The following is a 25,603-nucleotide window of genomic DNA, read 5'->3' as shown; positions in this document are numbered from 1 at the left end:
ACTATCTTACACACTAAGCATCTAGCACCAGCATCTAAGCTCTATTGTCAGTGACGAGTGCGAGAAGATGTCAATTCTGATGCGCGAAGCTGAGCAACGGCTTTTGCTAGCTCAAGCTGAGCTTGTGCAAAGTTGATGTCGACATTGCCTTTATTGATATTTTCTAGAGCTGCATATTTCGCTTCTTCTGCGCGAGCGCGGTCAATGTCTTTACCGTGCAAGGCCGTATCGGCTAACACCGTGACCACATCCGGTTGAACTTCAAGCATGCCACCAGAGACATACAACACTTGCCCCTCTGATTTAGGATCTGTGACAAACACTGTCACGCCCGGCTTTATTTTACTGAGAAGCGGGGAGTGACCTGGGCGGATCCCCAGCTCACCGTCAGCGCCAGAAACGGCTAGGGCATAGGCTGGCCCTGAAAACAGCGTACCTTCCGCACTTACGATATTAAGTTGAAATGTATTGTCTGTAACTCCGATAGCCATGATGCACCTACCTTTTTAGAGTGATTTTGCTTTGTTAAGCACTTCGTCGATAGAGCCACAGTACAAGAACGCTTGCTCTGGAATATCGTCGTATTCGCCGCCTAGCAGGCCTTTAAAGCCTCTTAGTGTTTCGCTTAGCGGTACAAATACACCTTTCTGACCAGTAAATACTTCGGCTACGTGGTAAGGCTGAGTTAAGAAACGTTCAATCTTACGAGCGCGAGATACCGTCTGCTTATCTTCAGTCGATAGCTCGTCCATACCAAGAATCGCGATGATGTCTTTTAGCTCTTTGTAGCGTTGTAGCGTGGTTTGTACTTTTTGTGCAATGTCGTAGTGCTCTTGGCCAACCACAAGTGGGTCCAACTGGCGAGAGGTTGAATCCAATGGATCAATCGCAGGGTAGAGGCCCAATGCCGCGATGTTACGAGACAGTACAACGGTCGCATCTAAGTGAGCAAAGGTTGTTGCTGGCGATGGGTCAGTCAAGTCATCCGCAGGTACGTATACCGCTTGAATAGACGTGATCGAACCTTGTCTGGTTGATGTGATACGTTCTTGAAGCACACCCATCTCTTCAGCCAGCGTTGGTTGGTAACCTACTGCTGATGGCATACGACCTAGCAGTGCGGATACTTCTGTGCCCGCAAGTGTGTAACGGTAGATGTTATCAATGAACAACAGTACGTCACGACCTTCGTCACGGAAACGCTCAGCCATAGTAAGACCAGTCAGCGCAACACGTAGACGGTTTCCTGGTGGCTCGTTCATTTGGCCGTAAACCATGGCAACTTTGTCTAGTACGCCAGCTTCTTTCATCTCGTAGTAGAAATCGTTACCTTCACGAGTACGTTCACCAACACCGGTAAATACAGAGAGACCTGAGTGGGCTTTAGCGATGTTGTTGATAAGCTCCATCATGTTGACGGTTTTACCAACGCCAGCACCACCGAACAGACCGATTTTACCACCCTTAGCGAACGGACAGATAAGGTCGATAACCTTAACGCCTGTTTCTAGAAGTTCAGTGCTGTTGGCTTGTTCTTCATAAGAAGGCGCTTCACGGTGAATTTCGTAGCTTTCTTTCTGGCCGATTTCACCACATTCATCAATTGGCTGACCAAGCACGTTCATGATACGGCCTAAGGTTTCTTCGCCCACAGGAACGGTGATCGGAGAACCTGTGTTTTCAACCGTGAGGCCACGGCGCAAGCCATCTGACGTACCCATTGCAATACAACGAACGATACTGCCGCCCAACTGTTGTTGAACTTCTAATACGAGCGAGCTTGCTTCTTCGCTCGTCACTTTCAATGCATCATAAACGCGTGGGCTGTTGCCGCCGCTGAACTCGACGTCTACCACCGCGCCGATAACTTTAACTATTTTTCCAACACTCATCTCTAAATCCTCAAATTCTATTCTGGCCCACTCTTTCTGCCCTTAGACAGCTTGAGCACCTGAGACTATTTCACTCAGTTCTTGGGTAATGGCAGCCTGTCGCGCTTTGTTGTAAACCAACTGCAAATCATCGATGAGTTGGCCTGCGTTATCGGTCGCCGCTTTCATGGCTACCATTCGGGCTGCTTGTTCACAGGCAATGCTCTCTACGATGCCTTGATAAACTTGTGATTCAATGTATCGATGTAACAGCTCAGAGAGGATGTCTCTTGGTGCTTGCTCATAGATATAGTCCCAACGACGCGTTTTTTTCGTACCGCCATCGGCCTCAGACTCTGAGGGGTGGGGTAGCAACTGCAAAGTCGTTGGCTCTTGAACCATGGTGTTGATGAACTGGTTATAAACGAGATACAAACTGTCGATTTTTTCGTCGTCGTAATGCCCTAGCATCGCGTTAACCGTACCTAAGATGTCTTCTAATTTAGGTGCGTCACCAAGACCTGACGTTTGCGCGATAACATTGCCGCTGCGTTGGAAAAATGAGATAGCTTTTGAACCAATTAAGGTGGTCTCTACCTCAACACCTTTGGTACGCCACTGTTCCATTTCTTCTAGCACTTTCTTGAACAAGTTCGAGTTCAAGCCACCACATAAGCCCCGATCGGACGAAATAATGATGTAAGCAACACGTTTTGGTTTACGCTGTTGAAGATAGGGGTGCTGGTATTCCAGCGACCCTGATGCGACATGAGAGATAACTTTGCGCATGTTCTCGGCATATGGACGTGTTAGCGTCATATTGTCTTGAACTTTACGCATCTTACTTGCCGCAACCATCTCCATTGCACTGGTGATTTTCTGAGTGTTACTAACACTGCCTATCTTGGTGCGAATTTCTTTAGTATTTGCCATTATCTGCTCCTAATTTGTTTTGATTTCCAGCCAACAAACCGGAGCGTTTACCAAGCTTTCAACGCTACAAAGTCACCGAGAAGTTTTGCAAGTGCACTGTCGATCTCGTCGTTGTAGTCACCGTTGGCGTTGATGGTGTCGAACAACTCTGGGTTTTGACCTTTTGCGTAAGCAATTAACTCTTCTTCAAAACGCGCAACTTTGTGCAACTCTACGTCAGCCAAATAGCCTTTTTCTGCAGCGTAGATAACCGTTGCTTGCTCAGCGACAGACATTGGAGAGTATTGTTTTTGCTTCATCAGTTCGGTTACACGCTCACCATGATCAAGTTGCTTGCGCGTCATGTCGTCTAGGTCAGAAGAGAACTGAGCAAATGCGGCTAACTCACGGTATTGAGCTAACGATGTACGAATACCACCAGACAGTTTCTTGATGATCTTGCACTGTGCTGCACCACCCACACGAGATACCGAGATACCTGGGTCAACAGCAGGACGTAGACCTGAGTTGAATAGTTGGGTTTGTAGGAAAACCTGACCGTCGGTGATTGAGATTACGTTGGTTGGTACAAACGCAGATACGTCACCCGCTTGAGTTTCAATGATAGGAAGCGCGGTTAATGAACCTGTTTTGCCTTTCACTTCACCATTTGTGAACTTCTCTACATACTCTGCATTCACTCTTGCTGCGCGTTCTAGTAGGCGTGAGTGGAGGTAGAATACATCGCCAGGGAAGGCTTCACGACCCGGTGGGCGTTTAAGTAGCAATGAGATTTGACGGTAAGCGACGGCTTGTTTTGATAGGTCATCATAGATGATCAGTGCATCTTCACCGCGGTCACGGAAGTATTCGCCCATGGTACAACCCGCATAAGGTGCTAGGTATTGAAGCGCGGCAGACTCTGAAGCTGATGCCACAACAACAATGGTGTTTTTAAGTGCATCGTGGTCTTCGAGTTTACGAACCACGTTAGCGATGGTTGACGCTTTTTGGCCAATCGCAACATAAACACATTTAATGCCAGAGTCTTTCTGGTTGATGATCGCATCGATAGCGAGCGCTGTTTTACCAGTCTGACGGTCACCGATGATAAGCTCACGTTGACCACGACCGATAGGCACCATGGTGTCTACTGCTTTGTAGCCGGTTTGAATTGGCTGATCGACGGACTTACGCTCGATTACGCCGGGCGCAATTACTTCTACAGGGTCGAGTCGGTCACAACTCACTGGGCCTTTGCCATCGATTGGCTCACCTAATGTGTTCACGACACGGCCAAGAAGCCCATTACCTACGGGTACTTCCAAGATACGACCTGTCCCTTTCACTTTCATACCTTCAGATAGGCCAGTGTAGGGACCCATAACCACGGCACCGACTGAATGCGTGTCAAGGTTAAGAGCAAGAGCGTATTTGCCACCAGGAAGCTCGATCATCTCACCCTGCATGACATCCGCAAGGCCGTTAATGGTAATGATGCCGTCACGAACCGAGACGATAGTGCCTTCGTTGCGAGCTTCGGTGCTCACATTAAATTTCGAGATGCGATCTTTAATCAGGTCGCTGATTTCATTTGAATTTAATTGCATTATTGTTACCTATCTCGCGTGAAGTTGATGAGCTAATCGGTTAATTGATGTGTTCAAAGAACCATCGATGACGGTTTCACCCGCCTTGATGACGATCCCGCCAACCAGCGAGTCATCAATAACCTGTTCCATTTCAACCTGACGCTCTAATTTCTTCTCAAGTGCAGCAGTGAGTGATGTCACTTGATCTTGTGTAAGCAATTCTGAACTGGTGACAGTGACAGGGATTACACGTTCATGTTCGTCCTTTAGGTCGCTGAACAAGTTAAACAAGTCTCTGATCACTGCAAGACGGCCATTCTCAGCCAAGACTTTAATGAGATTAATGACGTGGTCATCAACGAGTCCTTGGCATACGTGAATGATAAGATTGACCAATTCTTCAGATTGCTCTGTGTGAACACCTTCTGCTGATGAAATCTGCTTAGCGATCGTTTCTTCTTCCGCTACCGTCACAAGAATGGACAGCATTGAGTGCCACTCTTGTAACTTGTTTTCACCTAAAGCAAAGTCGAACGATGCTTTAGCGTAGGGATGAGCAATATTGGTGTAATCTGACATATTGCCTCCGTTTAGAGTTCGCTTATCATTTGATCAACTAACGCTCGGTTCGTTTCAGAATCTAGGTTCTTGCTAATCAATTTCTGTGCACTTTGAATAACCGCATCTGCCATATCCGCCTGAAGTTCACGGCGTAACTTTTGACGTTCGCCTTCTAGCTCAGCTCTACCTTGTTCTAAGATGCGTGCCTTTTCTTGCTCACCTTCTTGGTGAGCTAAAGTGATGATTTCGTTGCGGCGTTTCTTGCCTTGCTCAATCAGTTCGGTCACATTCTTTTTCGCATCTGCGACGAGTTGTGCGCCATTTGATTTTGCTAGTTCTAGCTCTTTCGCTGCATTCTCTGAGTGGCGTAAACCATCAGCGATTTCTTTTTGGCGCTCGTCTAACATCGCGGTGAGAGGGGGCCATACATATTTCATGCATAGCCAAACAAAAATCACGAATGAGATTGCTTGACCAAACATGCTGGCATTTAAATTCATACCTTCCTCACTAAATCTTGATTATTTACAAATCGATCTTTTCAAAGCTTTTAATTAAGCAACGGCAAAGATGATGTATAGACCGATACCAACACCGATCATCGGTACAGCATCCACAAGGCCCATCATGATGAAGAATTGAGTACGGAGCATTGGAGTAAGATCCGGTTGACGAGCAACACCTTCAAGGTATTTACCTGCTAAGTTACCAATACCAGATGCCGCACCCGCTGCACCTAAACCGATCAGTAATGCACCTGCTACATATAAAACTGCGCTTACGATATCCATTTGTATCTCCGATAAATAATTTGTTAGTTAATTTTTTAGTTATTAATTAATGGTGTTTTTCTGTTGCCATTGCTAAATAAACAACGGTCAGTACCATAAATATAAATGCTTGTAAGAATACGATTAATATGTGGAATAACGCCCATGGAACACTCAGTGCCCATTGCATCCACCATGGCATTAATGCAATAAGGATGAATATCATCTCGCCTGCATACATGTTTCCGAATAATCGTAAGCCTAGTGATATTGGTTTTGAAATTAATGTAATTAATTCAAGAACAAAGTTAACAGGATATAAAAGAGGGTTATCAAATGGCTGAGTAGTAAGCTCTTTGATAAAGCCTTTCAAACCTTTATTTTTTAACGTATAGGTTAACAGTAAAATAAACACACCGAGTGCCATCGACATTGGGATATTTACATCCGCTGTCGGTAGGTCTCTAAAGTGTTCAAGGCCGATTACTCGAGTTAACCCTGGTATTAAATCAATAGGTAATAAATCAACCGCATTCATTAACAACACCCAAACAAAAGTGGTTAATGCCAGTGGCCCTATTAATTTATCCTCCGCTTGAAAAATTTCTTTGACGAGATTGTTAACAAAATCAAAGATAAGCTCGATAAAACATTGAAAACGACCAGGTACACCGCTAGTGCCTCGCGTGACGACATATCTAAACGCGCCTATAAACAGTAAACCTGTGATCCAAGATACCAACATTGAGTCAATGTTGAATGCCCAGAAACCATCCCCTGTAGTTAAGAAGGTTAAGTGATGCTCTATATACTCATGAGCGGTAGTGACTTGATCCATACTACACGTACTCCGATCTATTAGAGGCGGTAATAAATGGTGTTAAGAAATATCCAACCATAGTTAAAATGTACGCATATAATATTACTGGGTTATCCAATTTAAAAAACTGGAATGCCAAGATAAACATTAAGAACGTATAGGTTATTTTCACGACACGACTCATTTGCATTAAGTCACGTAAACTATAATTAGGATTCTTGTGCACCTTTAGGCTTGCATATATAAAACCAAACAGCGGTGGTAACATCGCGATTACGACACCCAAAGCTGAAGACTCCATATCTACTTTATTACCAAAAAACACTTCATATAAAACTACACCGACGGCTAATACTATTTGGCAGAGAACAACTCTTTTAGCAGCAACAAGGATGTCGCTACTTATCCCATTAAGCCTCATAATAAAACCCTATATTTAACAGTGTAAGTTAATATAAAACACAGTTTGAATATGTTTTGTTACTAGCACTTACTTGTTAATAGCAATTTGACTTGTTAATAAACCTTTACTTGTTAACAAAGAAATAATCTTTCTGGCTTTATATCTCCTGACGAAATTAAACGAAATAAACTGACTCGCTATCGTTTCGACAAAATATAAACTACACCTAAAATTATGTGATCAAAACGACAAATATCGACATCAATAATTCCATTTTTGAAATGAGTGTTTTTCATTTATGAAAGTAATAGTTGAATAACTTTATTCATGAAAATTTTAAATGCTTTATTTTCAGCGGAAACGGGGCTTTGTTGCGTAATTCAATGGAACTAAATCAAGAGCCTACGATCTGATCAGCTACGTTCACTCCTTCTCGTAGCTCTATGCCTAAACCTCGTTACAAAACAACCAACTGGAAGCAATACAACCAATCACTTATTAACCGTGGCTCTCTGACCTTTTGGATTGATGAAGAGGCAATAAACGGGTGGGCGCAAAGCAAACAGAGTAAGCGCGGGAGGCCACGTCGGTTCAGCGATTTAGCTATCACGACAGCGCTCATGGTGAAACGAGTTTTTTCTATGCCACTGAGAGCTCTGCAAGGGTTTATCGACTCAATATTTAGGCTTGCCCATGTTCCATTAAGTTGTCCGCATTACACCTGCATCAGTCGTAGAGCAAAGCAAGTTGAGGTCTCATTTAAGACTAAAGCGAGAGGAGCAATACAGCACCTGGCCATTGATGCAACTGGCCTAAAGGTTTATGGCGAAGGTGAATGGAAAGTCAAAAAACACGGGACAGATGGCAAGCGTAGAGTTTGGCGAAAGCTGCATATTGCCGTTGATACAAGCACTCATGAAATTATCGCAGCCGAGCTAAGTTTATCGACGGTTACAGATGGAGAAGTCCTCCCGAACTTACTGAAACAAACACGCCGAAGTATCCTTGAGGTGTCTGGTGATGGAGCTTACGACACGAGATTGTGTCATGCTGCTATTAAGATTAAGGGAGCCATTGCGCTTATTCCCCCAAGAGAAGGGGCAGCCTTCTGGGAGCGTGGTCATCCTCGAAACCTCGCCGTGGTTTGCCAGAAGTTATACGGCTCAAATAAGTATTGGAAAGAGCGGTATGGGTACCACAGACGTTCACTATCAGAAACAGCGATGTATCGAGTTAAACAGTTACTAGGAGGACGATTGAGCTTAAGACATTACAATGCGCAGGTGGGTGAGACTTACGCGATGATAAAAGCGTTGAACAAGCTTACTGGGTTAGGTATGCCTGAAACTTGTCGTATTGACTAAGAAACACACGAAATGGGGTAGCTCTATCTATAAATTTAATTACGCAACAAAGCCGCTCATTTCATTCAAAATATACGAGTGGCCCTCAGATAAATTTGAAGCACTGAAACCGTATTTATGTAACTCGGATTTCTCAAAGCTAAAGCAGGCGATAGCGGATTACGACAATGGTTTGTAAGGAGCGTTTATAAGGTACAGATATAGCCACAGATTTGTGTAAAAAGATCTGTGTCATATTTATATTGAAAAACACGTTAAATCAGTTCGTTACCTTGCAATACCCAATATGGTGTACCAATCTTATTTCATAAGCATGGATAAGGATTGTGTATGCCCGCAAGTTCAATGAAAAACAAAGGGGTGGTGGGGAAAGTCCTACTGCCTTCTTTGCTCATAAATCTTCTTTCTCTCGCCGTTCCGCTAACGGTTTTACAAATTTACGATCGTATCTTACCTAATCAGAGTTATGGGACTGCCACTCTGTTATTAGCGGGTGCGACGTTGGCTGTTGCTATGGAAGCACTCATACGTTTTGTGCGTACTTGGCTTTTGTCTGCTGCGGCCAGTAATACCGAGAAAGCAACCTATCAAACCTTGGTGGAAAGGGTGACTAATGCTTCATCAAGTCATCTTCGTCATTTAGGTGTTGGCGGTGTGGAAGAGGGGCTGGGTTCAGTATCAAAAGTTAAAGATTGGTATTCCGGCGGTGTGATTGCAGGCTTTATTGATTTACCTTTTGCATTGATCTTCTTGGGCTTAGTGGCTTACATCGGCGGTGAGCTGGTGGCGATACCTTTGGCAGTTTGGCTTATTACTCTCGGAATCGTTTGGTTATCTTCTATTCGCGTTAAAAGCTTAAGTGAAGAAGCCTCTCAAGATGAGCAGGAGCGAAAAGCGTTCTTGATTTTGCTGAGCCAAACCATTCAGGGAATCAAACGTCAGGCCGTTGAGTCTCGAATCTTCAACCAGTTTAAATCCCTCAATAATGTTCGCTCTCAGTCTAAAGCGAGAGAAGAAGAACAGAACGCCTTCGCCCAAGAATGTATTCAACTTGCCGCATTAGCGACGTCAGTTTTACTGGTGATTACGGGGAGCTTGTGGGTGTTGGATGGGCAGTTAACTACTGGTGGATTAGCGGCATGTTCTATCTTGTCGGGCAGAGCCGTCGCACCTTTAAGTGCTTTGGTGGGAGTTCGAATTAAGCTTAATTCAATACACAGTGCTAATCAGGCAATAGAAAAGTTGAGTGACTTATCACTATCTGAGCCTTCAGATTCTGAGCAACCTAAGCTCCCTTTATCTGACTTTGAGACGTTGGAAATTAAGCAAGCGACCGTTGAAAGATACGGTGAACTCGCTCATGCTGATGTCACACTGAGTAAAGGTGAGTTGGTATTGTTAGAGAGTGAAGATCGCCACACCAACAGTCATTTATTGTCGTCGATTGCAGGTATTGATGATCTGAAAACCGGTGAGTGCTTCATTAACGGAGCTGCCGTTTCTATCGCATCCGTAACCAATATTGCGGCCTACTGCGGCGTTAAAGGGCAGTTGGTGTCAGGTACTATTCTCGACAACTTGTGCGGGTTTGATCCTGAGAGAACACATAGCGCCAGTGACTATGCTAAGCGTTTGGGTTTGACCAAGGAAATCACTCGATTACCCGATGGACTAGAGACACAAATTGGCCATACGAGTGCGTCTTTGCTGAGTATGGGCAACGTGAAAATGCTCAATATCGCGACTCAACTGGCAAGTGACAAGCCCATTATCATGTTAGAAAGGCCAGACTCTTCGCTTGATTTAGATGCCCTTGGAAACTTAGCTAAGGTTCTGGAAGAAGAAGTGGCGGCAGGACGGACGATACTGATGGTGAGCTATCATGCAAAACTTCGCGAACTAGTGAGTCGAACAATTACAGTAGAAAACGGTTCAATTGCCGAAGACAGTACTAATCAGCAGGAGGTCATTGCATGAATCGTTTAGATGCTAATCGCCATGGCGAAACAGACGGTCAACATGAGCCGATGAACCGACTGGAAACTGAAAGCCTTTCTGTGCTCAAGGAGTTGGAAGTTAATGCGAATATCCAATTGTTCGCTCGCCAATGGGTTGATGAGAACGGCATTGAATCAATTGATGATATGTTTGCCCTGTTTGATAGGCTTGCATTGCCATATCGCTTGGTTGCCAACTTAGATGAAGTAGGCGATCACAAATTAGTTCTACTGGTTCTCGGTGAAAATGAATTGGTTTCTGGTCACTTGGAGTCAAAACAGTTTGTTGCCGTTGATGGCAATGAAGACGTTTCAGACATTCCTCAGTTTTGCATCGTTATCGATGGGCCACCATTAGAGAAGGCATCTCCTGACTGGGTTGGCGAAAGGTTACATGCGTTTCGCCCTATCATCCCTAAATTGCTGTTGGTCAGTTTTATCACCAACTTGTTTGCACTTGCTGTTCCATTCATCACGATGTCGATTTATGACCATGTGATTGGCGGTGATGCAGGGCATGAGCTGCAAGGTATCGCCATTGGCGCGGCGTTGTTGTTTGTAATGATGGGGTGGTTGAGAACATTACGTAGCCGAGTGTTTGCTTCAGTTTCGAACCGAGTAAGTCGTGAAATCTCTCAATCCCTTGTGCAGCGTCTGCTTCGAAATAGCTATGCTCAAAACCAGCAAACGGCTTCGTCTAGTCAGCAAAACCAAGTGATGCTGTCAGAGCGTATTTCAGGTGTGCTATCTGGGCCATTAGGAAATGCGTTATTTGATCTTCCCTTCATTCTAATCTTCGTACTTGCGATTGGTGTGTTAGGCGGGTGGTTAGTGCTGGTTCCAATCGTTTCTTTGGTTCTGTATTACTTATTGGCTAAGCGTACGATACGCTCTAGCAGCAAGCGTTCAATGCAATCGACGGTAGCAGGTACGAATCGTCAAAATATGACCAATGAATTGTCATCCAAGCTTGCCTTTATTCGCAGTGCCGGATTCTCAGAGCACTGGATTCAACGCTTCAAAAAAGCCAACCTTCTCGCGTCTACAGTGACCTTTAATCAATCGGTTCTCCAGAGTCGTTACACCTCGATTTACTATTTCATTGGTGTAGGTTCGACACTCGCGGTGATGGGGTTAGGCATTGGACTTATCTTTGAACAAGTGATGACCCCCGGTGGTTTGATTGCTTCAATGATGTTGATATCTAAAGTGACGGGTCCCGCTCAGGTGTTGGCAAACAGTGCGATGCGTTTTAACAGCTTTAATCAATCCAAATTGCAGGTAAATCGTATTTTGTCTCAGCCATCTGAGCGCGAGTTCAGTTACCAACATCACCCGTTGCCTGTGGTAGCGCCTAATTTGAAATTAGACCAAGTGACCCTGCGTTATCCTAAACAGAGTCGTCCCGCTTTGAGTGGCGTGAGTTTTGATATCGAATCCGGAGAAATTGTGGCGATTACTGGCCCTTCAGGCAGTGGTAAATCGACATTAATTGAAGTGTTGTCTGGTTTACAGCCTATTCAAAACGGCATGGTAGAGCTTGAAGGCGTAAACCTTGTTCAATACGATCCGCAGCTATATCGTCACTGGTGTTTCATTCGAGCCGCTTATCCTGACTTGCTTACGCTGAGTATTCGAGAGTGGCTAAACGACGGGCATAAGGTCGAAGATCAGAAAATGATCTCTGCAATTGAAATGGTCGGCGGAAAGCGCTGGTTCAAGACATTATCTGGTGGGCTAGATACCTCCATCAGTAGTATTCAACCGGATAGCCTTTTTGACATGTTGTCTGGCAGTGTTGCGCAGATCCTCATCGATGCAAAAGCGCTAGTCTATGATTACCCAATGTTCTTGATGGATAACCCTGTACCTGATGCTCATCCAAACGCTAAGCGCATATTTGGTGAGTTTGTGCAGTCGAAAAAAGGAAAAGCAACGGTGATCTACACCTCTCACGATCCTGACTTAATCAAACTTGCCGATAAAGTGGTGGTGTTAAATGAAGGTGCCGTGGTTTACGCCGGTCCATTAGAGGCTGAACAGCCTTTAGAGCCTCAAGCTTCTCAAGTTCAAGAGCAGTCAGCTCAACAAGATGCAGCCAAAAAAGAACAATCAGAGTCTAAGCAAGGAGTCGCGAATGGCTAAACAACCTATCGAGAAGGGCAAGCGCTACGGTGAACTTGTTGAATCACAAAATACGGCTCGTACATTGGCATTAGCCACATGGTCAGTTGCTTTGTGTGTAATCGCTTTTGCCACTTGGTCTGTAGTCACCCAAGTGGATGAAATTGCCAAAGCCAAAGGCGCTGTGATTCCAGAAGGCGAGAAACAAGTACTTCAAAGTGCGATTGGCGGTAAGTTAAAGCAAATTCTCGTTAAAGAAGGTCAGCTGGTCGAGAAAGGTCAGCCTCTTGTTGAGTTTGATGCGACCTTCCAACGTACCGCTCTTGAAGAGTTAAAGTCTCAACAAGTGACGCTTCTAGCCAGTGTGGAGCGTATGAATGCGCTGCTTGAACAACGCGAGCCAAACCTTGCTGAGTTCGAGGTCGATTACCCAGAGATCGTTAGCCAACAAAAAGCGCAGCTGAACGCACAAAAAGCCCTCTATTTTCAAAAGCGTGTGGTACTTGAGAAAGAGAGCGAGCAGATTGCGGAGCAACTTCGTAGCGTAGATAAGTCATTACCTAGCTATGAGAAAGAGTTGAATGCGACCAAGCAAGAGTTGAACATACTGGAGAAGGGTTATAAAGCGGGTAACATTTCACGCTTACGTGTGCTTGAAATGCGACAAAAACTGGCCAGTATCGAACAGAAAATCGAAGAAGCTCGTGGTAAGAAAGCGGTGTTAATCAAGCAAGCAGACAGCACAGAGCAAAAAATTGAACAGCTTTTAGCAGAGGCGAAGGCCAAGGTCAGCGATGATCGTTCTAAAGCCGTATCTGACTTATCAGCACTGAATGCCAGAGTTCGTTCAAGCCAAGCTAAATTGACGAACACTATGTTAGTGTCACCGCTACAAGGCTTGGTGCAAAGCCTGCCAAGCACGCAAAACGGTGGTGTTATTCAGCCAGGTGGCACTGTGGTTGAAATCGTTCCTGTTGGTGGGAAAGCCGACTTTAAAGCTCGTTTATCGCCAAGAGATATTGGTTTTGTGAGTGTAGGGCAGCCTACTCGAATTAAGATTGATGCGTTTGATTACAGCCGCTTTGGGGCACTTAAAGGGGCGGTAGAGAGTATTTCACCGACCACCAGTCAAAGCGAGCGTGGCGAAATCTATTATGAAGTCGTAGTGTCGGTTGATACGCCATACTTCCGCGATAACCCAGAGAGCTTTTCTATTTTGCCAGGTATGACGGGTGAGGTAGACATCACAACCGGTGAAAAATCTGTGTTCCAGTATTTATGGAAACCGATCTACACCAATGTCAGTGTCGCATTTGGTGAAAGGTAATCGTTATAAAGAGTCGCTGAGAGTAAACGAATAACCACAGCAAATAATAAAAAGGGAGCACATTATGTGCTCCCTTCTGTTTGGTCTCGTTATCGGTTAACTATTAGGATCAATGTCCGGTAGCCCATCTACGTCGTTGTGATGATGGTGTTCGTCATCTTGGTTATGGTTATTGGCTGCATCATGATGTTCAAGTGCATCCGACATATCCAAATGTGCTTGATCGTAACCTACGGCATGTTGCTGGTCGACTTGTGCAAGCACGATGTCCATGTCTGCAGGTTGATCGTGCCCGGTGGTAGGTGATGCATTCGGCTGAATACCTAGGGCATCCAAATAAGCCGCAGCACCATGGTGGTCAGTTTTCTGGTCTGACTCCTGGTGAGCATGCTCATGCTGAGATAAATCTAGAGAAGTGTATTCACTTACAGTAAACGTGAAATCCTCGTGAGAGGCGAGCTCGGGCTCGTCATGCTGAACTGGCGGTGGTGGAGGTGGAGCAGGGTGAGATGCGTGGACAATTGGTGTTATCGTCATATCAACGACCTCTGTCCCAACCGTAAGTTTGCCACTATGCCCTGGCCCATGACTGAGTATCTGGATATTCACATGGGCGACAACTTCATCTTGATTTGTCCCTTGCAATGCCACTTCAAATTTATCTTCATGTTGACCTATACCAGAAGCGCTGCCATGAGGGCCCGTGTGAACTTGGGCTTGCTCTTGATAATGTAAATGACCAGTCTGAGGGTCAATAGTTAATGTCCCGTATTGGCCATGATGACTAGTGACGTACTGTCCGTTAGGTAAATGGATTCGCCAACCGCTTTGTGCTGTTGGTACCGGAGTTAACGATGGTAATAGTGGTGGAACCCCAAGCGTGCCAGATACTTGGTGGCTTCCCGATGGTGGTCTGACAATGATAGGTTCAGGAATAGCGCTTGCAGCGAAACCTTGGCTACCTGCGGTATTGCCGTGTTCGTCAGTCATTGTTGCTTGTACATTAGAACCGGGATGAACTTCAATTTGTATTCCATGCTGAAGAGTGTGAGCATCTAATACATGATCCTGACCGTTAACGACAAGATGCTCACCGATTTTGGCATCACTAGGAGGCGTAACGGTTGCTGTGATCGTGTTTGCCTGTCCTCGGGCGATTTCAGCTTTACTGTATAAGTTGTCTGCCCCTGCGTTTTCAAAAGTAATCGTAGGAACGCTAACCTGTGTATCGACTTGGTAAGTAACATCTGCAGTGGCATGAGCGCTATTACCTGCGGTATCTGTTACCGCTACTGATGCCTCTATTTTTTGGTCAGCATCGGCGATGAGTTCACTGCCAGGTACGGCAATTGAATAGTGTCCTTTTGCATCGACCACGCCAGTATGCTGTGTCCCATTTACATCTAAAGTCACAATGTCGCCTGTATTAAAATCGCCAGAAACGGAACCGGTGATGTCAATGGAGCTGTTGGATTCTTGAGCATTAATCACATTGTCGGCGGTAATCGGGTCTGTTTGAATACCGACGTGTACTTGCGTATCTATATGGACAGACAGAGGCGAAGAAGTTGCAGACATCACTGACGAAGGAGCGACTGCTTTAGCGGATAGATTATGATCGCCATTCGATAAGCTGCTTACCGCCACACTATACTGCCCCGAGCCATCAGAGACCGCATGCCCAATAGGTTTGGAGCCATCATAGATGGTGACTTGTGAGTAAGGAATGTCCGTGTGTCCGGTGATTGTCGGCGTACTGTCTTTAGTGAGGTTATCGGTATCAGAGGTGCCAGTATCACTCGATGCCGCTAAATCGACAGTGACTGCATTGTTTGGTGGAGTGTTTGTCCCAATCGGCAAACTTGGTTGTGTGGTCGTGACCAGTGGATTAGAAGGCACAGAGGTTGAAATCGTCGGTGATTGCCCTGGCACAACTGAAACATGACCGTTGGGATCAAAAGTGATGAACTTCGACGACTCCCCACCGTGATTGTCAGCTACTTTTACTTCAAACACATCGGTACCGTGGTATGTGTGCGTCGCCGCGTTATAACTCATTCCAGCAACCGAACCATTGGCTGTATATATATACGCGCCCGAATCTGGATCGACCGATAGTGTACCGAATTGACCGGTTGAATTGACGACAGAGAAGGTATGAGTGTCGTTCACGTCAACATCAGTTTCGGTCAGTGTTCCTGTTGTTGGAGTTGTTTGGGTTACCGATAAAACGGGGTCATCGTTTGTACCATGAATGGTTATTTGAATCACTTTCGAGGTACCATCAATAGTATTCACCGTCACCGTCTCTTGAATTGTGTCATGCTCTCCTAGAGAATTTACGGCCGGATTTGTAGAATCAAGATGAAACGTCCAGTAGCCATTTTGATCAATTGAGAGATCGCCCAAATTATGCGTACTCGCGATATGACTCTGTGCCCAAAACCCACTCTGTCCATAGTCTTTATCATCAGCATTTAGTGTTCCAGAGACAGAGGTTTGAGAGTCTTCGTAAACAGCCCCTGTACTTTGCCCCGTGATTATTGGGGCATCCTGGGTTCCAGTAATGGTCACTTTTATCACATGCGCTGTACCGTCAGCACTATGCACAGTAAATACATCGGGTGTTGTTTCTCCCTGATGCAAAGATTGAACACGAGGATCAAGTGAATACGTCCAATGACCAGATGCATCTATGGTATAGGTACCAAGTTGGGTTGAACCTGATGTCGCAGTAAAATGACCCTCTCCACTATCCGGATCAGTAACGGTGAGGTTTCCCGATGTTTGTAAATGCTTGTCTTCAGTTACCTGTCCCGAGTCTTGGCCTGAAATGATCGCCCCATCATCATTTCCTTGTACCAACACTTCAATATGTTTGGTTGCGGTTGAGCCGTCAGTAGATATCGCTGTGATATCAAAGCCTTCTGCCTTGGTCTCACCTTGTTGTAGCGCATTGGCCTTGAAGTGGTCTAGGTCATAATGCCATTGCCCATTGCTATCCACATGAAGGGTACCGTAAGTTCCAACAGAGTTACCTGCAGTAAAGGTGACGGAATCTTTACTATCGGAATCGTGCGCAAGTAGGGTGCCTGAAATAGACGTAACCTTGTCCTCAATAGCCGTTCCCAGTGCAGCCGTTAATGCGTCAGGCGTATCAATAATCACATGATCATCTGTGCCTAAGATTTTGGCTGTCAGCGGGATTCGTGTTCCATCTGCGGTGATCAAAGTGATCGTATCAGTCAGAGAATCGCCATGGCTCAGTGATTGAACTTCAGCGTGACTATTATCTGCACTGTAGCTCCACTTGTCGTGGCCATCGGTTGAATGAGTGAAGTTGAAGGTACCGTGTGCGCCTGCGAGGTTCATCGCGAAGTTTGCTGGTACCGTATGCTTAACGCCGTTGACCTCTATTTGAGTAACTTTTGCTTCTGATGGCGAGTCAATATCCTGAATATCGAGGTTTTTCCAACCTGACCATAACTCGTTGGTGCTTGTTCCCGATTTGAGATGATCTTCAGTTACAAAGTTGGAGGCGAGTGTCGGTTGCAGGGTGGCAGCATCATTGCTCGATAATAGCGTGGTAGACGCGCCAGTATGAGTAACACCACCATGAGCATCGGTTACGTCATAGCTAAAATGAACGTGTCCGTTATAGTCTTTGGTTGGAGTAAAGGTGTAGGTGCCATCTTTGTTGTCAACAACAGAACCATGATCAACTAACAGATTTGTTATGGAAAGTTTACCTACGTCATTTGCATCTACGTCGATAGTATTGACAAGAAGCTCTTGAACCGTCAGCGTTACTTGTGTGTCTTCTTTACCACTATTAAGTTGTACTTCACTACTGCAATAAGGCCTATCGTTGTCACCATGTATCGTGATAACAATATCATGTGTAGTACCGTCTTTACTTTGTATCGTTATCGTATCAGTGAGAGTCTCATTTGCACCAAGTTGATCAATCGTCGATCCTACTTTTGTTGTCAATCCACCATTTACATCAGCAGTGCCAGTTGCAACACCATAAAACCATTTTCCATCAGTATTAAGAATCAAATGGCCATATTTTCCATGATAGGTATAACCAATACCTTTAGAATCAAAACTATTCTCACCGGTATCTGGATCGATGATTGTTAGTTGTCCCTCAACATGAATCATACTATTAGTTAAATGCGCTATGCCTGGTTGGGCAAAGTCTGGCGACATATCAGGGTTTTTGTTTTCATAGACATCGCCAGTATCGACACCTGATATAACGGCTTTATCTCCAACCGCATCAATATGAAGTATATTGGTAGCCTCTAACGAATCTTCATGTCCATCATTTACAGTAAATTTGAATTGAACATCACCGTTAAAATTTGGAGTGGGGATGAACTGAAGCTTAGCGATATCGGAGGCTGCAATGCTCTGACCAGCAGTGATGTCGTGTCCATCGAGTACAAACTTACCTTGAGTCGCTGGTGGCAGGTCAGTGATCGCGATTGAGTTCAGCGTATCGCCTGTATCTATGTCGGTGAATCCGAACTGACTCGACTGCATTTGATAGTGTGTATCTTCAGTGCCATGTGCAAGTGTTGTCGCAGTGATGGTCGGTCGATCATTGGTGCCTGTAACCGTTATTGTTATATCGTGGGCAGTATGGTCTGCAGAATAAACACGATATACAACCTTTTCTACTTCACCTTCAGCTAATGATTGCAAGCGACTGTTGGCTACTGCGTACCCCCAAGCACCATTTGGTGTTATGCGCAAAAATCCACCAAAGGGGTCGTGTATCGCCTGTTCTCCTAACAATCGGTTTACCTGAAAATGGTCTTGCCCTGCATCAGGATCAGTTACCCTCAACAAACCCGATGCAGCGACAGGATGTAATGAACTGTGACCAACATTATGATCTTCAATAATCGTTCCGGTATTATCGCCAGAAATTACAGCAGAATCACGGGTAGGAGCGAGAGTTATTGAGGCTGATGTAGAGACACTTCCACCATGTGCATCCTGCACATCATAGGTAAAAGAGACTTTCCCATTGTAATCTTGGCTCGGGTGAAAGGTGAAGGTTCCGTCGTGATTATCGGTGATATTGCCATGATCAGCGATAAGATTTGCTACAGAGAGCTTCCCTACATCATTGTGGTCGATGTCTGTAGCGTTGGCGAGTAAATCAGAAGCGTGTAGAACGACATCTGTATCTTCAGTTCCTGCAGGAAGAGTTGTTACCGCAGAAACCTTAGGGTCATCATTTGTACCGTGGATTGTGATCTGAATTTCATGACTTGTTCCATCGACACTGTGGATCGTCACCTTATCGACAAGAGTCTCTGTTGACCCAAGATTTTGAATTTCTGGTTTACGATTATCAATTGTATAAGTATAAGCACCATCTTGTTGTAAAAGTACCCACCCACCCATTTTTGTATCATAGCCAATTCCGTGATAGGTGTGCCCTCTTTGAATATCAAATTGAGCTTCACCTTGGTCGGGGTCTACAATATCTAATTTGTCATCAAAATGAAGATTATATTGTGTATCGATATAACCACGATCTTCTGTCACATTTCCGTGATCAACTCCAGTAATAGTCGCAGCATCACCAGTTGCTTGTAAATGTAAATTCGCGCCTGTTGCAGTAACGCCACCATGCGCGTCTTTCACATCGTAGGTGAAGTGGACGCTGCCGTTGTAATTGTGGCTTGGAGTGAAGGTGAAGGTTCCATCGTGATTGTCTTGAATCGAGCCATGGTCAGCATGCAAATTAGCGATAGTGAGCTTACCTGCATCGTTGGCGTCTACGTCAACAGTATTCGCGATTAGCTCGGTTGCTGTGATGGTTTGAGCTAGGTCTTCCTTGCCTGAATTGAGCTGTACTTCAGATGCGCAGTAAGGTTGGTCGTTGCTACCGTGAATCGTAATGACAATATCGTGCGATGTACCATCTTTAGAATATACGGTAATCGTGTCAGTCAGAGTTTGATTTTCACCAAGCTGGTCGATGGCTGTTCCTCGGGTGCTTGTTAGACCACCAGTGCTACGAATCTGCCCCGTATCAGCGTGATAAAACCAAGTTCCATCTTTGCGAAGAAGTAGGTCTCCATATTGACCTGAGTAATTAAAGCCAAGTCCGTGTGTATCAAACTCCGCCTCTCCTGTATCTGTGTCTGAAATAGAAAGCTTGCCACTGGCTCTAATGGTACTTCGTACTAAGTGAGCCATACCCGGTTGAGCATAATCTGGGGACATATCCTGTCCAGCATTACCTTCGGTTACATCACCCGTGTCGACACCACCGATAACGGCAGAATTATTAACTCCTGTAATCGTAATTGAGAGGTTTTGAGTGCTGCTCGCATTATGTTCGTCTGTGACTGTTACTGGAACAGTCAATGTCTTCATGACACCTGATGCTAACGACTGATAGCTAGAGTGAGCAGGGTTGAAGCTATAACTGCCATCCGGATTAACCACCAAGCCATCAATCTGCGGTGCGCTGTAAGTCAAGGCCGCACCGGTATCAATATCTTGGCCAACCATTTGTCCACTTAGAACGCTTCCACCTTCAGTCACTGAGAGGGACTGTGCATTGATGGTAGGGGCATCGTTGGTACCATGAACCGTTAGTTCTATCGTGTGTGTTGTACCATCTGCTGAGCGTATAACGGCTGAATCGTGTTTAACTTCCCCTTGCGCTAAGTTCTGTATGTTGCGGTTGTCGAGCGTATAGGTGTAATGACCATCGCGCATGAGCAGTATGTGCCCACCGAGCTTGGTGTCGTAGCCAATACCTTGATAGGTTTGCTGACCAATATTTGGATCAAATTGAGCTTCTCCCGCATCAGGGTCTTGGATGTTTAATCTGCCGTCGTAATGCAGTTGATAGTGGGTATCTATATAGCCACGATCTTCAGTTACTCCCCGTAAGCCTGCATTGGTTTGTGCGTCGGTAATAATCGCGTTATCTGGAGTTGCGGTAAGATCAAACTTAGCTTGAGTGCTGACGCTACCACCATGGCCGTCAACCACATCATAGGTGAGTCGAATCTCACCATTGAAATCTATATCTGGCGTGAAGGTATAAGTGCCATCTTTATTATCAGTCAGGCTACCGTGTGTCGCTTGCAGATTTGTCACGTGCAATACATCGCTACTATCCAGATCGCTTGCATGTGTTAGCAAGTCAGAAGCCTTGATGGTTACGGGTTGATCCTCTTTACCCGCAGGAAGCTGAGTCCACGCACTGACAATTGGTTTGTCGTTGCTACCTTGCACATCGATAACGACTTTATGAGGGACTGTCGCTCCTGTTGAATCGGTAGCGGTGATCCAGAATGATTCAGACTGATGTTCACCAGCCGCGAGTTTATCCGCGGCACCGCCGGTTGAATTGTCTAGCTGATAGTGCCAATGACCATGCTGATCAATCGACAGCGTTCCCCATTGACCTTGGGGTTGATTGATTGCCCACGTAACGGTGTCGGACTTATCTATATCAGTCGCGATTAAGCTCCCGGTCGCATCGGGGTTTCCTGCCGTACTCAAGCCCTGTTCGATCACTGCGCCACTTGAGGTACCTGAGATAGTAGGGCGGTCATTGGTACCATTAATTGTAACTGTGATTTGATGTGGCGTGCCGTCTGCCGAATGCACGGTAATCGTATCAGTGGCCGTCGCGCCTTTGCCCAAGGCTTGCACGGTTGGGTTGGTGTTATCGAGATCGTAAGTCCAAGCCCCATTATCTTTAAGGTGGAGCGTGCCTAAAGCACCAGCAACATCAGTATTGGAGAAGTGCGCTTCACCGGTATCGACATCAGTAATCGTCAATGCACCGGACGTTTGAAGTTGAGTTTCTTCCGTTACTGCGCCGGAACTTGTGCCACCAATGACGGCTCTGTCGTTGGTGCCATTGATAATGATAGTAATTTGATGTGGTGTACCGTCGGCAGAGTGGATGGTCATGATGTCTGTTGTTGACGAGCCTTTGCCCAAGGCTTGTACTGCTGGATTGGTGTTATCCAGATCGTAAGTCCATGCACCATTGTCTTTGAGGTGGAGTGTGCCTAGGGTACCTGCAACATCGGTATTGGAGAAATGCGCTTCTTTTGCATCGATATCACTGATGCTTAATTTTCCTGAAACCGTGAGCTTATGATCTTCAATAACTTGATCTAAGTGGGGACTTTTTCCAACAACGAAGAATGAATTTGGTGAACCTCCTGTGTTATTGGTGATCACAGCCGAATCATTGGTACCATTAATAGTAATAGTGACTTGATGTGCAGTTCCGTCAGCGGAATGAACCGTGATAATGTCTGTTGCAGTAGCGCCTTTGCCCAAGGCTTGCACGGTAGGATTGGTGTTATCGAGGTCGTAAGTCCACGCACCATCTTTGTCGATGGTTAATGTCCCCAAATGACCATTAATTTGAGACGCTTGAAAATGGTCTTCTCCAAGATCTGGATCTGTTACTGAAAGCTGGCCCTGTACTTGTGTTGTTAGATCTTCTATAACCGAGCCTGCGTCCATACCGGTGATAACCGCATTGTCATCGTTACCACCAATGGTCATATCAATGGTTTGTGGCGTACCATCTTTAGTGTGGATTGTGAAGTTTTCATGCAGTGATGTCGCCCCAGTTAACGCTTGAACGTTAGAAAGCGAGTTGTTTACCTGATATTGCCAGTGTCCATTCGCGTCTATGGTTAATGAGCCATATTTACCTGAGATAACTTCTGGTGTTACTGAACTTTCATTTTGGTCAGGGTCAACGACGTCAATTTTACCATTCGCATGGAGTAAACCTTGTGAATCGATATTGTGATCTTCGGTAACGACCCCAGTTAAATCACCAGAAATACTTGGCAAATCTTGTTTACCCGTTACCGGTATCTGAACAACGATGCTCGCACCATTAGATAGGTGTAACGCAAAGTGATCAGTACCTTGTTGGTGTTGATTCAGCAAGATGTATTGAGGTGAGTTGGGGTTTAGAACGAACGTGTATTGGCCGTTTACATCGACATGAAGCTCTCCGTACGTCCCCTTGATCACTTCTGGAGTAAAAGTGACGGGTGTAGTTGGTGTAGGAGGCGTGTTTGAATGAGTTGGCTGACCGTTACCTCCTGCTGAAATGGTTGGCATGGAGACTGAAGGTATGTAATGAACCTGCGGGTGTGAAAGCGTTGATAGGTGGTGAGAAGGAACTAAATGCGTGTTTGCCCCGTGAGGGATCTGACTTTCATTGGTATTCGGGCTTTCTTGGTTCTCATTTGTTTGAGTGTTTGGATGAGCAGCTTCTAAGGGAGTTGCACCTACGTGTTTATCGACGATGGTTTCATCTGCAACACTATTTGTCGTTGTTAAATCGTTGTCATGGGCAGTATGACCTGACTCCTCGGTAGCTTCAGCATGCTTTGCCAATGATGGTAAGATCATCATGAGAGATTGGAAGAGTGGGATGTTAACCCTCAGGTGTGAATGCAGTCTGAGCTTTTTCTTTTTTGTTGTTTCTTTTGGCTTTAGCTCGCTGCTTTTTTCATTCTCTATTTTTGTATTTTTCTTATGTGTTTCGACGTTGTTGTTTTTAGCCATTTTCTCATCCGTGAATCTTGGTTGCATTCTCTTAAGTAAAATACACATATAGAGGTTTCGCGAGGTAATCAGATAATTTTTAAAGAAAATTTCCTTAAATCAAACGACTCTCTCACTTTAGTGTAAGGCGTGTTGAATAATCCTTGGTCAATTAGTTAAAAATTTCGTCGATTAGTTAAAGATAATGCTCAACTAGCTTGACCTTACCCTAAGGGGAACGTTTATAGTTGCGTTGTAAATTCAAAGGTAAGCTATGACAAACACATTCCGAAAAACTTGGATTATTGTTTTCAGCATCATTGCGATGTTGATGTCTAGCTATGCCTCAAGCTCTTCAGCCATGATGACTGAAGTAATGATGATGGAAATGGGGTCGAGCAAGTCGGCTTGTTACCACAGCGATACTTCGGTTAATGATTCAATGGCAGGGTGTCATGTGATGAGTGAAGAAGTACACGCTGAAGACTCTAACATGAGTGCCCATGCTTTGATGGCTCAATTCGATATGTCTTCAATGAGCGAAGACGGCAGTCCGATGATGGGTAACCATTGTTCGAGTTCCGATTGCTGTGCCTCAATGTGTTCTGCAAGTCCCTATCCAATTCAGGCTGTTCAAGCCGTTGATCAACTTTCCTTTTCATTAGCTCGTTTTCAATCGGTCACGATTGGCCAGAAAGTCGCACGCGCTCAATCTTTGCTACGCCCACCTTCCGCATAAATCTATATCTAAAAATACAGCTCTATCAGTTAGATAAATCTGATAAGCCATTCTTTTTTATGCGCTAATTAGCGCTAGATATGGACATTCATTGTGAATATGAAACCAACAACCTCTGTGTTTGTCATGAACACGAGCTTAGTGGTTGCTGCTTTGCCTGTGGCCTTGTTTTCAAGTGCTACGCTCGCGGCTACCACAGCGTCAGCTTCAAATGCTCAACACATTTCAGCACATGACCAAGCAAGCTCGACGCAGCAACTCAATACACTGATTGAGATTGCTTTAAGCGAAGATGGAAATCGCAAACAGTACTTTGCTCAGTCTCAAGCGATGCGAGAAACGGGCATTGCTAGCTCGACCTTAATGGACCCGAAATTGAAAGTTGGATTTGGCGGTTTGCCTGTCGATAGCTTTCAATTCGACGAAGACCCGATGACCAATATATCGGTAGGGTTGATGCAGCAGTTTGAGCGTGGCGATACGCTTAACCTCCAACAGAAAAAGGCAGGCCAACAGGCAGATGCGTTAGCTTTGCAGGTGCAAGCAAGAGAATTGACGGTTGCGAATAGCATGACGCAGCTTTGGCTTGAGTTAGGTTATCAGCAAAAGGCTGAGTTGGTGATTCGTCAAAATCGTCGTTTGTTGGTTGAGCTTGAAAACTATGTACAAACCAATTACTCGATTGGTAAAAGTGAAGCGCAAGATCTGCTTAATGCTCAGCTTCAAGTGAGCAAGCTTGATGAGAAACTTCAGGCAAACCAGCAAGTTCGGCGCCGCTTAATCTCCCAGCTTTCTGAGTGGTTGGGATCTGATTGGTTAGGCTCTCAGGTTCTTGACTCTCAGGGCACACTGAATGCAACTAACCAAATCGATTGGTCGTTGTTGGAAAGCAAATTAGCGACCAATATCGACTCAACTAAGCACTACCAGCTACTGACTGACCATCCTTTGGTTAAGATCTCCGATGTCAGTATTTCCTCTAATCAAACTCAGGTTGAGTTAGCTGAGCAAGCTTATACCCCGCAGTTTGGGGTGGAAGTGATGTATGCACACCGTCAAGCCAATAACATGGCGGGTGAACCAGCTTCTGATCTGGTGAGTGCTTATCTGACAGTCGACATCCCGCTGTTTACAGGGAACCGACAAGATAAAAACTTATCGGCTGCTCAGTATCAAGTTGGTGCGGCTAAATCTCAAAAAGACACCTTACTTTCTCAAATGAACGCGCAAGTGAACGCATTGCTGGTGGACAGATCAAATCTGATCCAGCGATTAGATCGCTATCAAACGTCCTTGCTTCCTCAGACCGCAGCACGAATCAGCGCGGTTGAGAGGGGCTATCAAAACAATACCGCCCAGTTTAACGATGTCATTTTAGCAACGACCGATGAGCTGGCGCTTAAGTTAGAGCAACAACGTTTGATCACCGATCTCAACATCGTTAACAGCAAACTGGCGGCGTTAGTCAGTGGCTTTGAATACCAAGTAAACCAACCACAACTCAATTCAAGCGCAACTAAACACACAACCAATCAATAAGGGAATAG

Annotated in this window: 16 protein-coding genes and 1 pseudogene; 7 read left to right on the top strand and 10 right to left on the bottom strand. The window is 45.2% G+C overall.

The genetic code is table 11. From position 1 onward, the window contains the following. Positions 1–47: 47 nt before the first annotated feature. Genes AC3CH3_RS23650 through AC3CH3_RS23610 form a run of 9 tightly spaced genes read right to left on the bottom strand, consistent with a single transcriptional unit; the run spans position 48 to position 6,947 of the window. Positions 48–491, bottom strand: coding sequence for a F0F1 ATP synthase subunit epsilon (locus AC3CH3_RS23650; RefSeq protein ID WP_017074015.1), 444 nt, complete (start codon positions 489–491; stop codon positions 48–50). 15 nt (positions 492–506) lie between these two features. Beyond that, on the bottom strand, positions 507–1,892 hold the full coding sequence (gene atpD, locus AC3CH3_RS23645; protein ID WP_004730394.1) for a F0F1 ATP synthase subunit beta: 1,386 nt from the start codon (positions 1,890–1,892) through the stop codon (positions 507–509). A gap of 42 nt (positions 1,893–1,934) precedes the next feature. Further along, entirely contained in the window at positions 1,935–2,804 is an 870-nt protein-coding gene (gene atpG, locus AC3CH3_RS23640; RefSeq protein WP_010429139.1) for a F0F1 ATP synthase subunit gamma, read from the bottom strand. A gap of 47 nt (positions 2,805–2,851) precedes the next feature. Further along, a complete protein-coding gene (gene atpA, locus AC3CH3_RS23635) occupies positions 2,852–4,393 on the bottom strand; it encodes a F0F1 ATP synthase subunit alpha (protein WP_010429141.1) in 1,542 nt (513 codons plus the stop codon). 9 nt (positions 4,394–4,402) lie between these two features. Then, positions 4,403–4,954, bottom strand: a complete 552-nt coding sequence (locus AC3CH3_RS23630; RefSeq protein ID WP_010429143.1) for a F0F1 ATP synthase subunit delta — start codon at positions 4,952–4,954, stop codon at positions 4,403–4,405. 11 nt (positions 4,955–4,965) lie between these two features. After that, entirely contained in the window at positions 4,966–5,436 is a 471-nt protein-coding gene (locus AC3CH3_RS23625; protein ID WP_004730401.1) for a F0F1 ATP synthase subunit B, read from the bottom strand. A 54-nt stretch (positions 5,437–5,490) separates the two neighbouring features. Further along, positions 5,491–5,727, bottom strand: a complete 237-nt coding sequence (gene atpE, locus AC3CH3_RS23620) for a F0F1 ATP synthase subunit C (protein ID WP_004730405.1) — start codon at positions 5,725–5,727, stop codon at positions 5,491–5,493. A 46-nt stretch (positions 5,728–5,773) separates the two neighbouring features. Further along, positions 5,774–6,544, bottom strand: coding sequence for a F0F1 ATP synthase subunit A (gene atpB, locus AC3CH3_RS23615; RefSeq protein WP_371965911.1), 771 nt, complete (start codon positions 6,542–6,544; stop codon positions 5,774–5,776). 1 nt (position 6,545) lies between these two features. Next, a complete protein-coding gene (locus tag AC3CH3_RS23610; protein WP_488538596.1) occupies positions 6,546–6,947 on the bottom strand; it encodes an ATP synthase subunit I in 402 nt (133 codons plus the stop codon). 425 nt (positions 6,948–7,372) lie between these two features. On the opposite strand from AC3CH3_RS23610, the gene AC3CH3_RS23605 reads away from it, so the two are divergent. The 5 genes and pseudogenes from AC3CH3_RS23605 to AC3CH3_RS23585 all read left to right on the top strand — a co-directional run bounded on the left by AC3CH3_RS23605 (position 7,373) and on the right by AC3CH3_RS23585 (position 13,741). After that, entirely contained in the window at positions 7,373–8,293 is a 921-nt protein-coding gene (locus tag AC3CH3_RS23605; protein ID WP_488538008.1) for an IS5 family transposase, read from the top strand. A 52-nt stretch (positions 8,294–8,345) separates the two neighbouring features. Further along, positions 8,346–8,471: pseudogene (locus tag AC3CH3_RS23600) on the top strand (CatB-related O-acetyltransferase); the annotation flags it as partial. 152 nt (positions 8,472–8,623) lie between these two features. Next, complete coding sequence (locus tag AC3CH3_RS23595) at positions 8,624–10,270, top strand: ABC transporter transmembrane domain-containing protein (RefSeq protein ID WP_488538595.1); 1,647 nt, start codon at positions 8,624–8,626, stop codon at positions 10,268–10,270. Continuing rightward, the gene (locus AC3CH3_RS23590) at positions 10,267–12,435 is read left to right on the top strand and encodes a peptidase domain-containing ABC transporter (protein WP_488538594.1); all 2,169 of its coding nucleotides are present in this window, start codon (positions 10,267–10,269) and stop codon (positions 12,433–12,435) included. Before AC3CH3_RS23595 ends, AC3CH3_RS23590 begins: the two co-directional genes overlap by 4 nt. Next, positions 12,428–13,741, top strand: coding sequence for an HlyD family type I secretion periplasmic adaptor subunit (locus tag AC3CH3_RS23585; protein WP_050633022.1), 1,314 nt, complete (start codon positions 12,428–12,430; stop codon positions 13,739–13,741). Before AC3CH3_RS23590 ends, AC3CH3_RS23585 begins: the two co-directional genes overlap by 8 nt. A gap of 96 nt (positions 13,742–13,837) precedes the next feature. On the opposite strand, the gene AC3CH3_RS23580 is transcribed toward AC3CH3_RS23585, so the two are convergent. Then, on the bottom strand, positions 13,838–23,338 hold the full coding sequence (locus AC3CH3_RS23580; RefSeq protein ID WP_488538593.1) for a VCBS domain-containing protein: 9,501 nt from the start codon (positions 23,336–23,338) through the stop codon (positions 13,838–13,840). Between the two features lie 253 nt (positions 23,339–23,591). Here AC3CH3_RS23580 and AC3CH3_RS23575 point away from each other — a divergent pair, with 253 nt between their 5' ends. Next, on the top strand, positions 23,592–24,056 hold the full coding sequence (locus AC3CH3_RS23575; RefSeq protein ID WP_019825877.1) for a hypothetical protein: 465 nt from the start codon (positions 23,592–23,594) through the stop codon (positions 24,054–24,056). A 99-nt stretch (positions 24,057–24,155) separates the two neighbouring features. Then, positions 24,156–25,595, top strand: coding sequence for a TolC family protein (locus AC3CH3_RS23570; RefSeq protein WP_488539095.1), 1,440 nt, complete (start codon positions 24,156–24,158; stop codon positions 25,593–25,595). Positions 25,596–25,603 lie beyond the last annotated feature (8 nt).

It is taken from the genome of Vibrio sp. QJM3NY_35 (assembly GCF_057785915.1).
Note: the sequence above shows the minus strand (reverse complement) of the source record. Positions and strands in the feature narration are given on the sequence as shown.

What these genes read in the sequence shown, in the direction of transcription:
- AC3CH3_RS23650 (WP_017074015.1), bottom strand. Translation starts at nt 491, where the DNA reads ATGGCTATCGGAGTTACAGACAATACATTTCAACTTAATATCGTAAGT.
- atpD (WP_004730394.1), bottom strand. Translation starts at nt 1,892, where the DNA reads ATGAGTGTTGGAAAAATAGTTAAAGTTATCGGCGCGGTGGTAGACGTC.
- atpG (WP_010429139.1), bottom strand. Translation starts at nt 2,804, where the DNA reads ATGGCAAATACTAAAGAAATTCGCACCAAGATAGGCAGTGTTAGTAAC.
- atpA (WP_010429141.1), bottom strand. Translation starts at nt 4,393, where the DNA reads ATGCAATTAAATTCAAATGAAATCAGCGACCTGATTAAAGATCGCATC.
- AC3CH3_RS23630 (WP_010429143.1), bottom strand. Translation starts at nt 4,954, where the DNA reads ATGTCAGATTACACCAATATTGCTCATCCCTACGCTAAAGCATCGTTC.
- AC3CH3_RS23625 (WP_004730401.1), bottom strand. Translation starts at nt 5,436, where the DNA reads ATGAATTTAAATGCCAGCATGTTTGGTCAAGCAATCTCATTCGTGATT.
- atpE (WP_004730405.1), bottom strand. Translation starts at nt 5,727, where the DNA reads ATGGATATCGTAAGCGCAGTTTTATATGTAGCAGGTGCATTACTGATC.
- atpB (WP_371965911.1), bottom strand. Translation starts at nt 6,544, where the DNA reads ATGGATCAAGTCACTACCGCTCATGAGTATATAGAGCATCACTTAACC.
- AC3CH3_RS23610 (WP_488538596.1), bottom strand. Translation starts at nt 6,947, where the DNA reads ATGAGGCTTAATGGGATAAGTAGCGACATCCTTGTTGCTGCTAAAAGA.
- AC3CH3_RS23605 (WP_488538008.1), top strand. Translation starts at nt 7,373, where the DNA reads ATGCCTAAACCTCGTTACAAAACAACCAACTGGAAGCAATACAACCAA.
- AC3CH3_RS23595 (WP_488538595.1), top strand. Translation starts at nt 8,624, where the DNA reads ATGCCCGCAAGTTCAATGAAAAACAAAGGGGTGGTGGGGAAAGTCCTA.
- AC3CH3_RS23590 (WP_488538594.1), top strand. Translation starts at nt 10,267, where the DNA reads ATGAATCGTTTAGATGCTAATCGCCATGGCGAAACAGACGGTCAACAT.
- AC3CH3_RS23585 (WP_050633022.1), top strand. Translation starts at nt 12,428, where the DNA reads ATGGCTAAACAACCTATCGAGAAGGGCAAGCGCTACGGTGAACTTGTT.
- AC3CH3_RS23580 (WP_488538593.1), bottom strand. Translation starts at nt 23,338, where the DNA reads ATGGCTAAAAACAACAACGTCGAAACACATAAGAAAAATACAAAAATA.
- AC3CH3_RS23575 (WP_019825877.1), top strand. Translation starts at nt 23,592, where the DNA reads ATGACAAACACATTCCGAAAAACTTGGATTATTGTTTTCAGCATCATT.
- AC3CH3_RS23570 (WP_488539095.1), top strand. Translation starts at nt 24,156, where the DNA reads ATGAAACCAACAACCTCTGTGTTTGTCATGAACACGAGCTTAGTGGTT.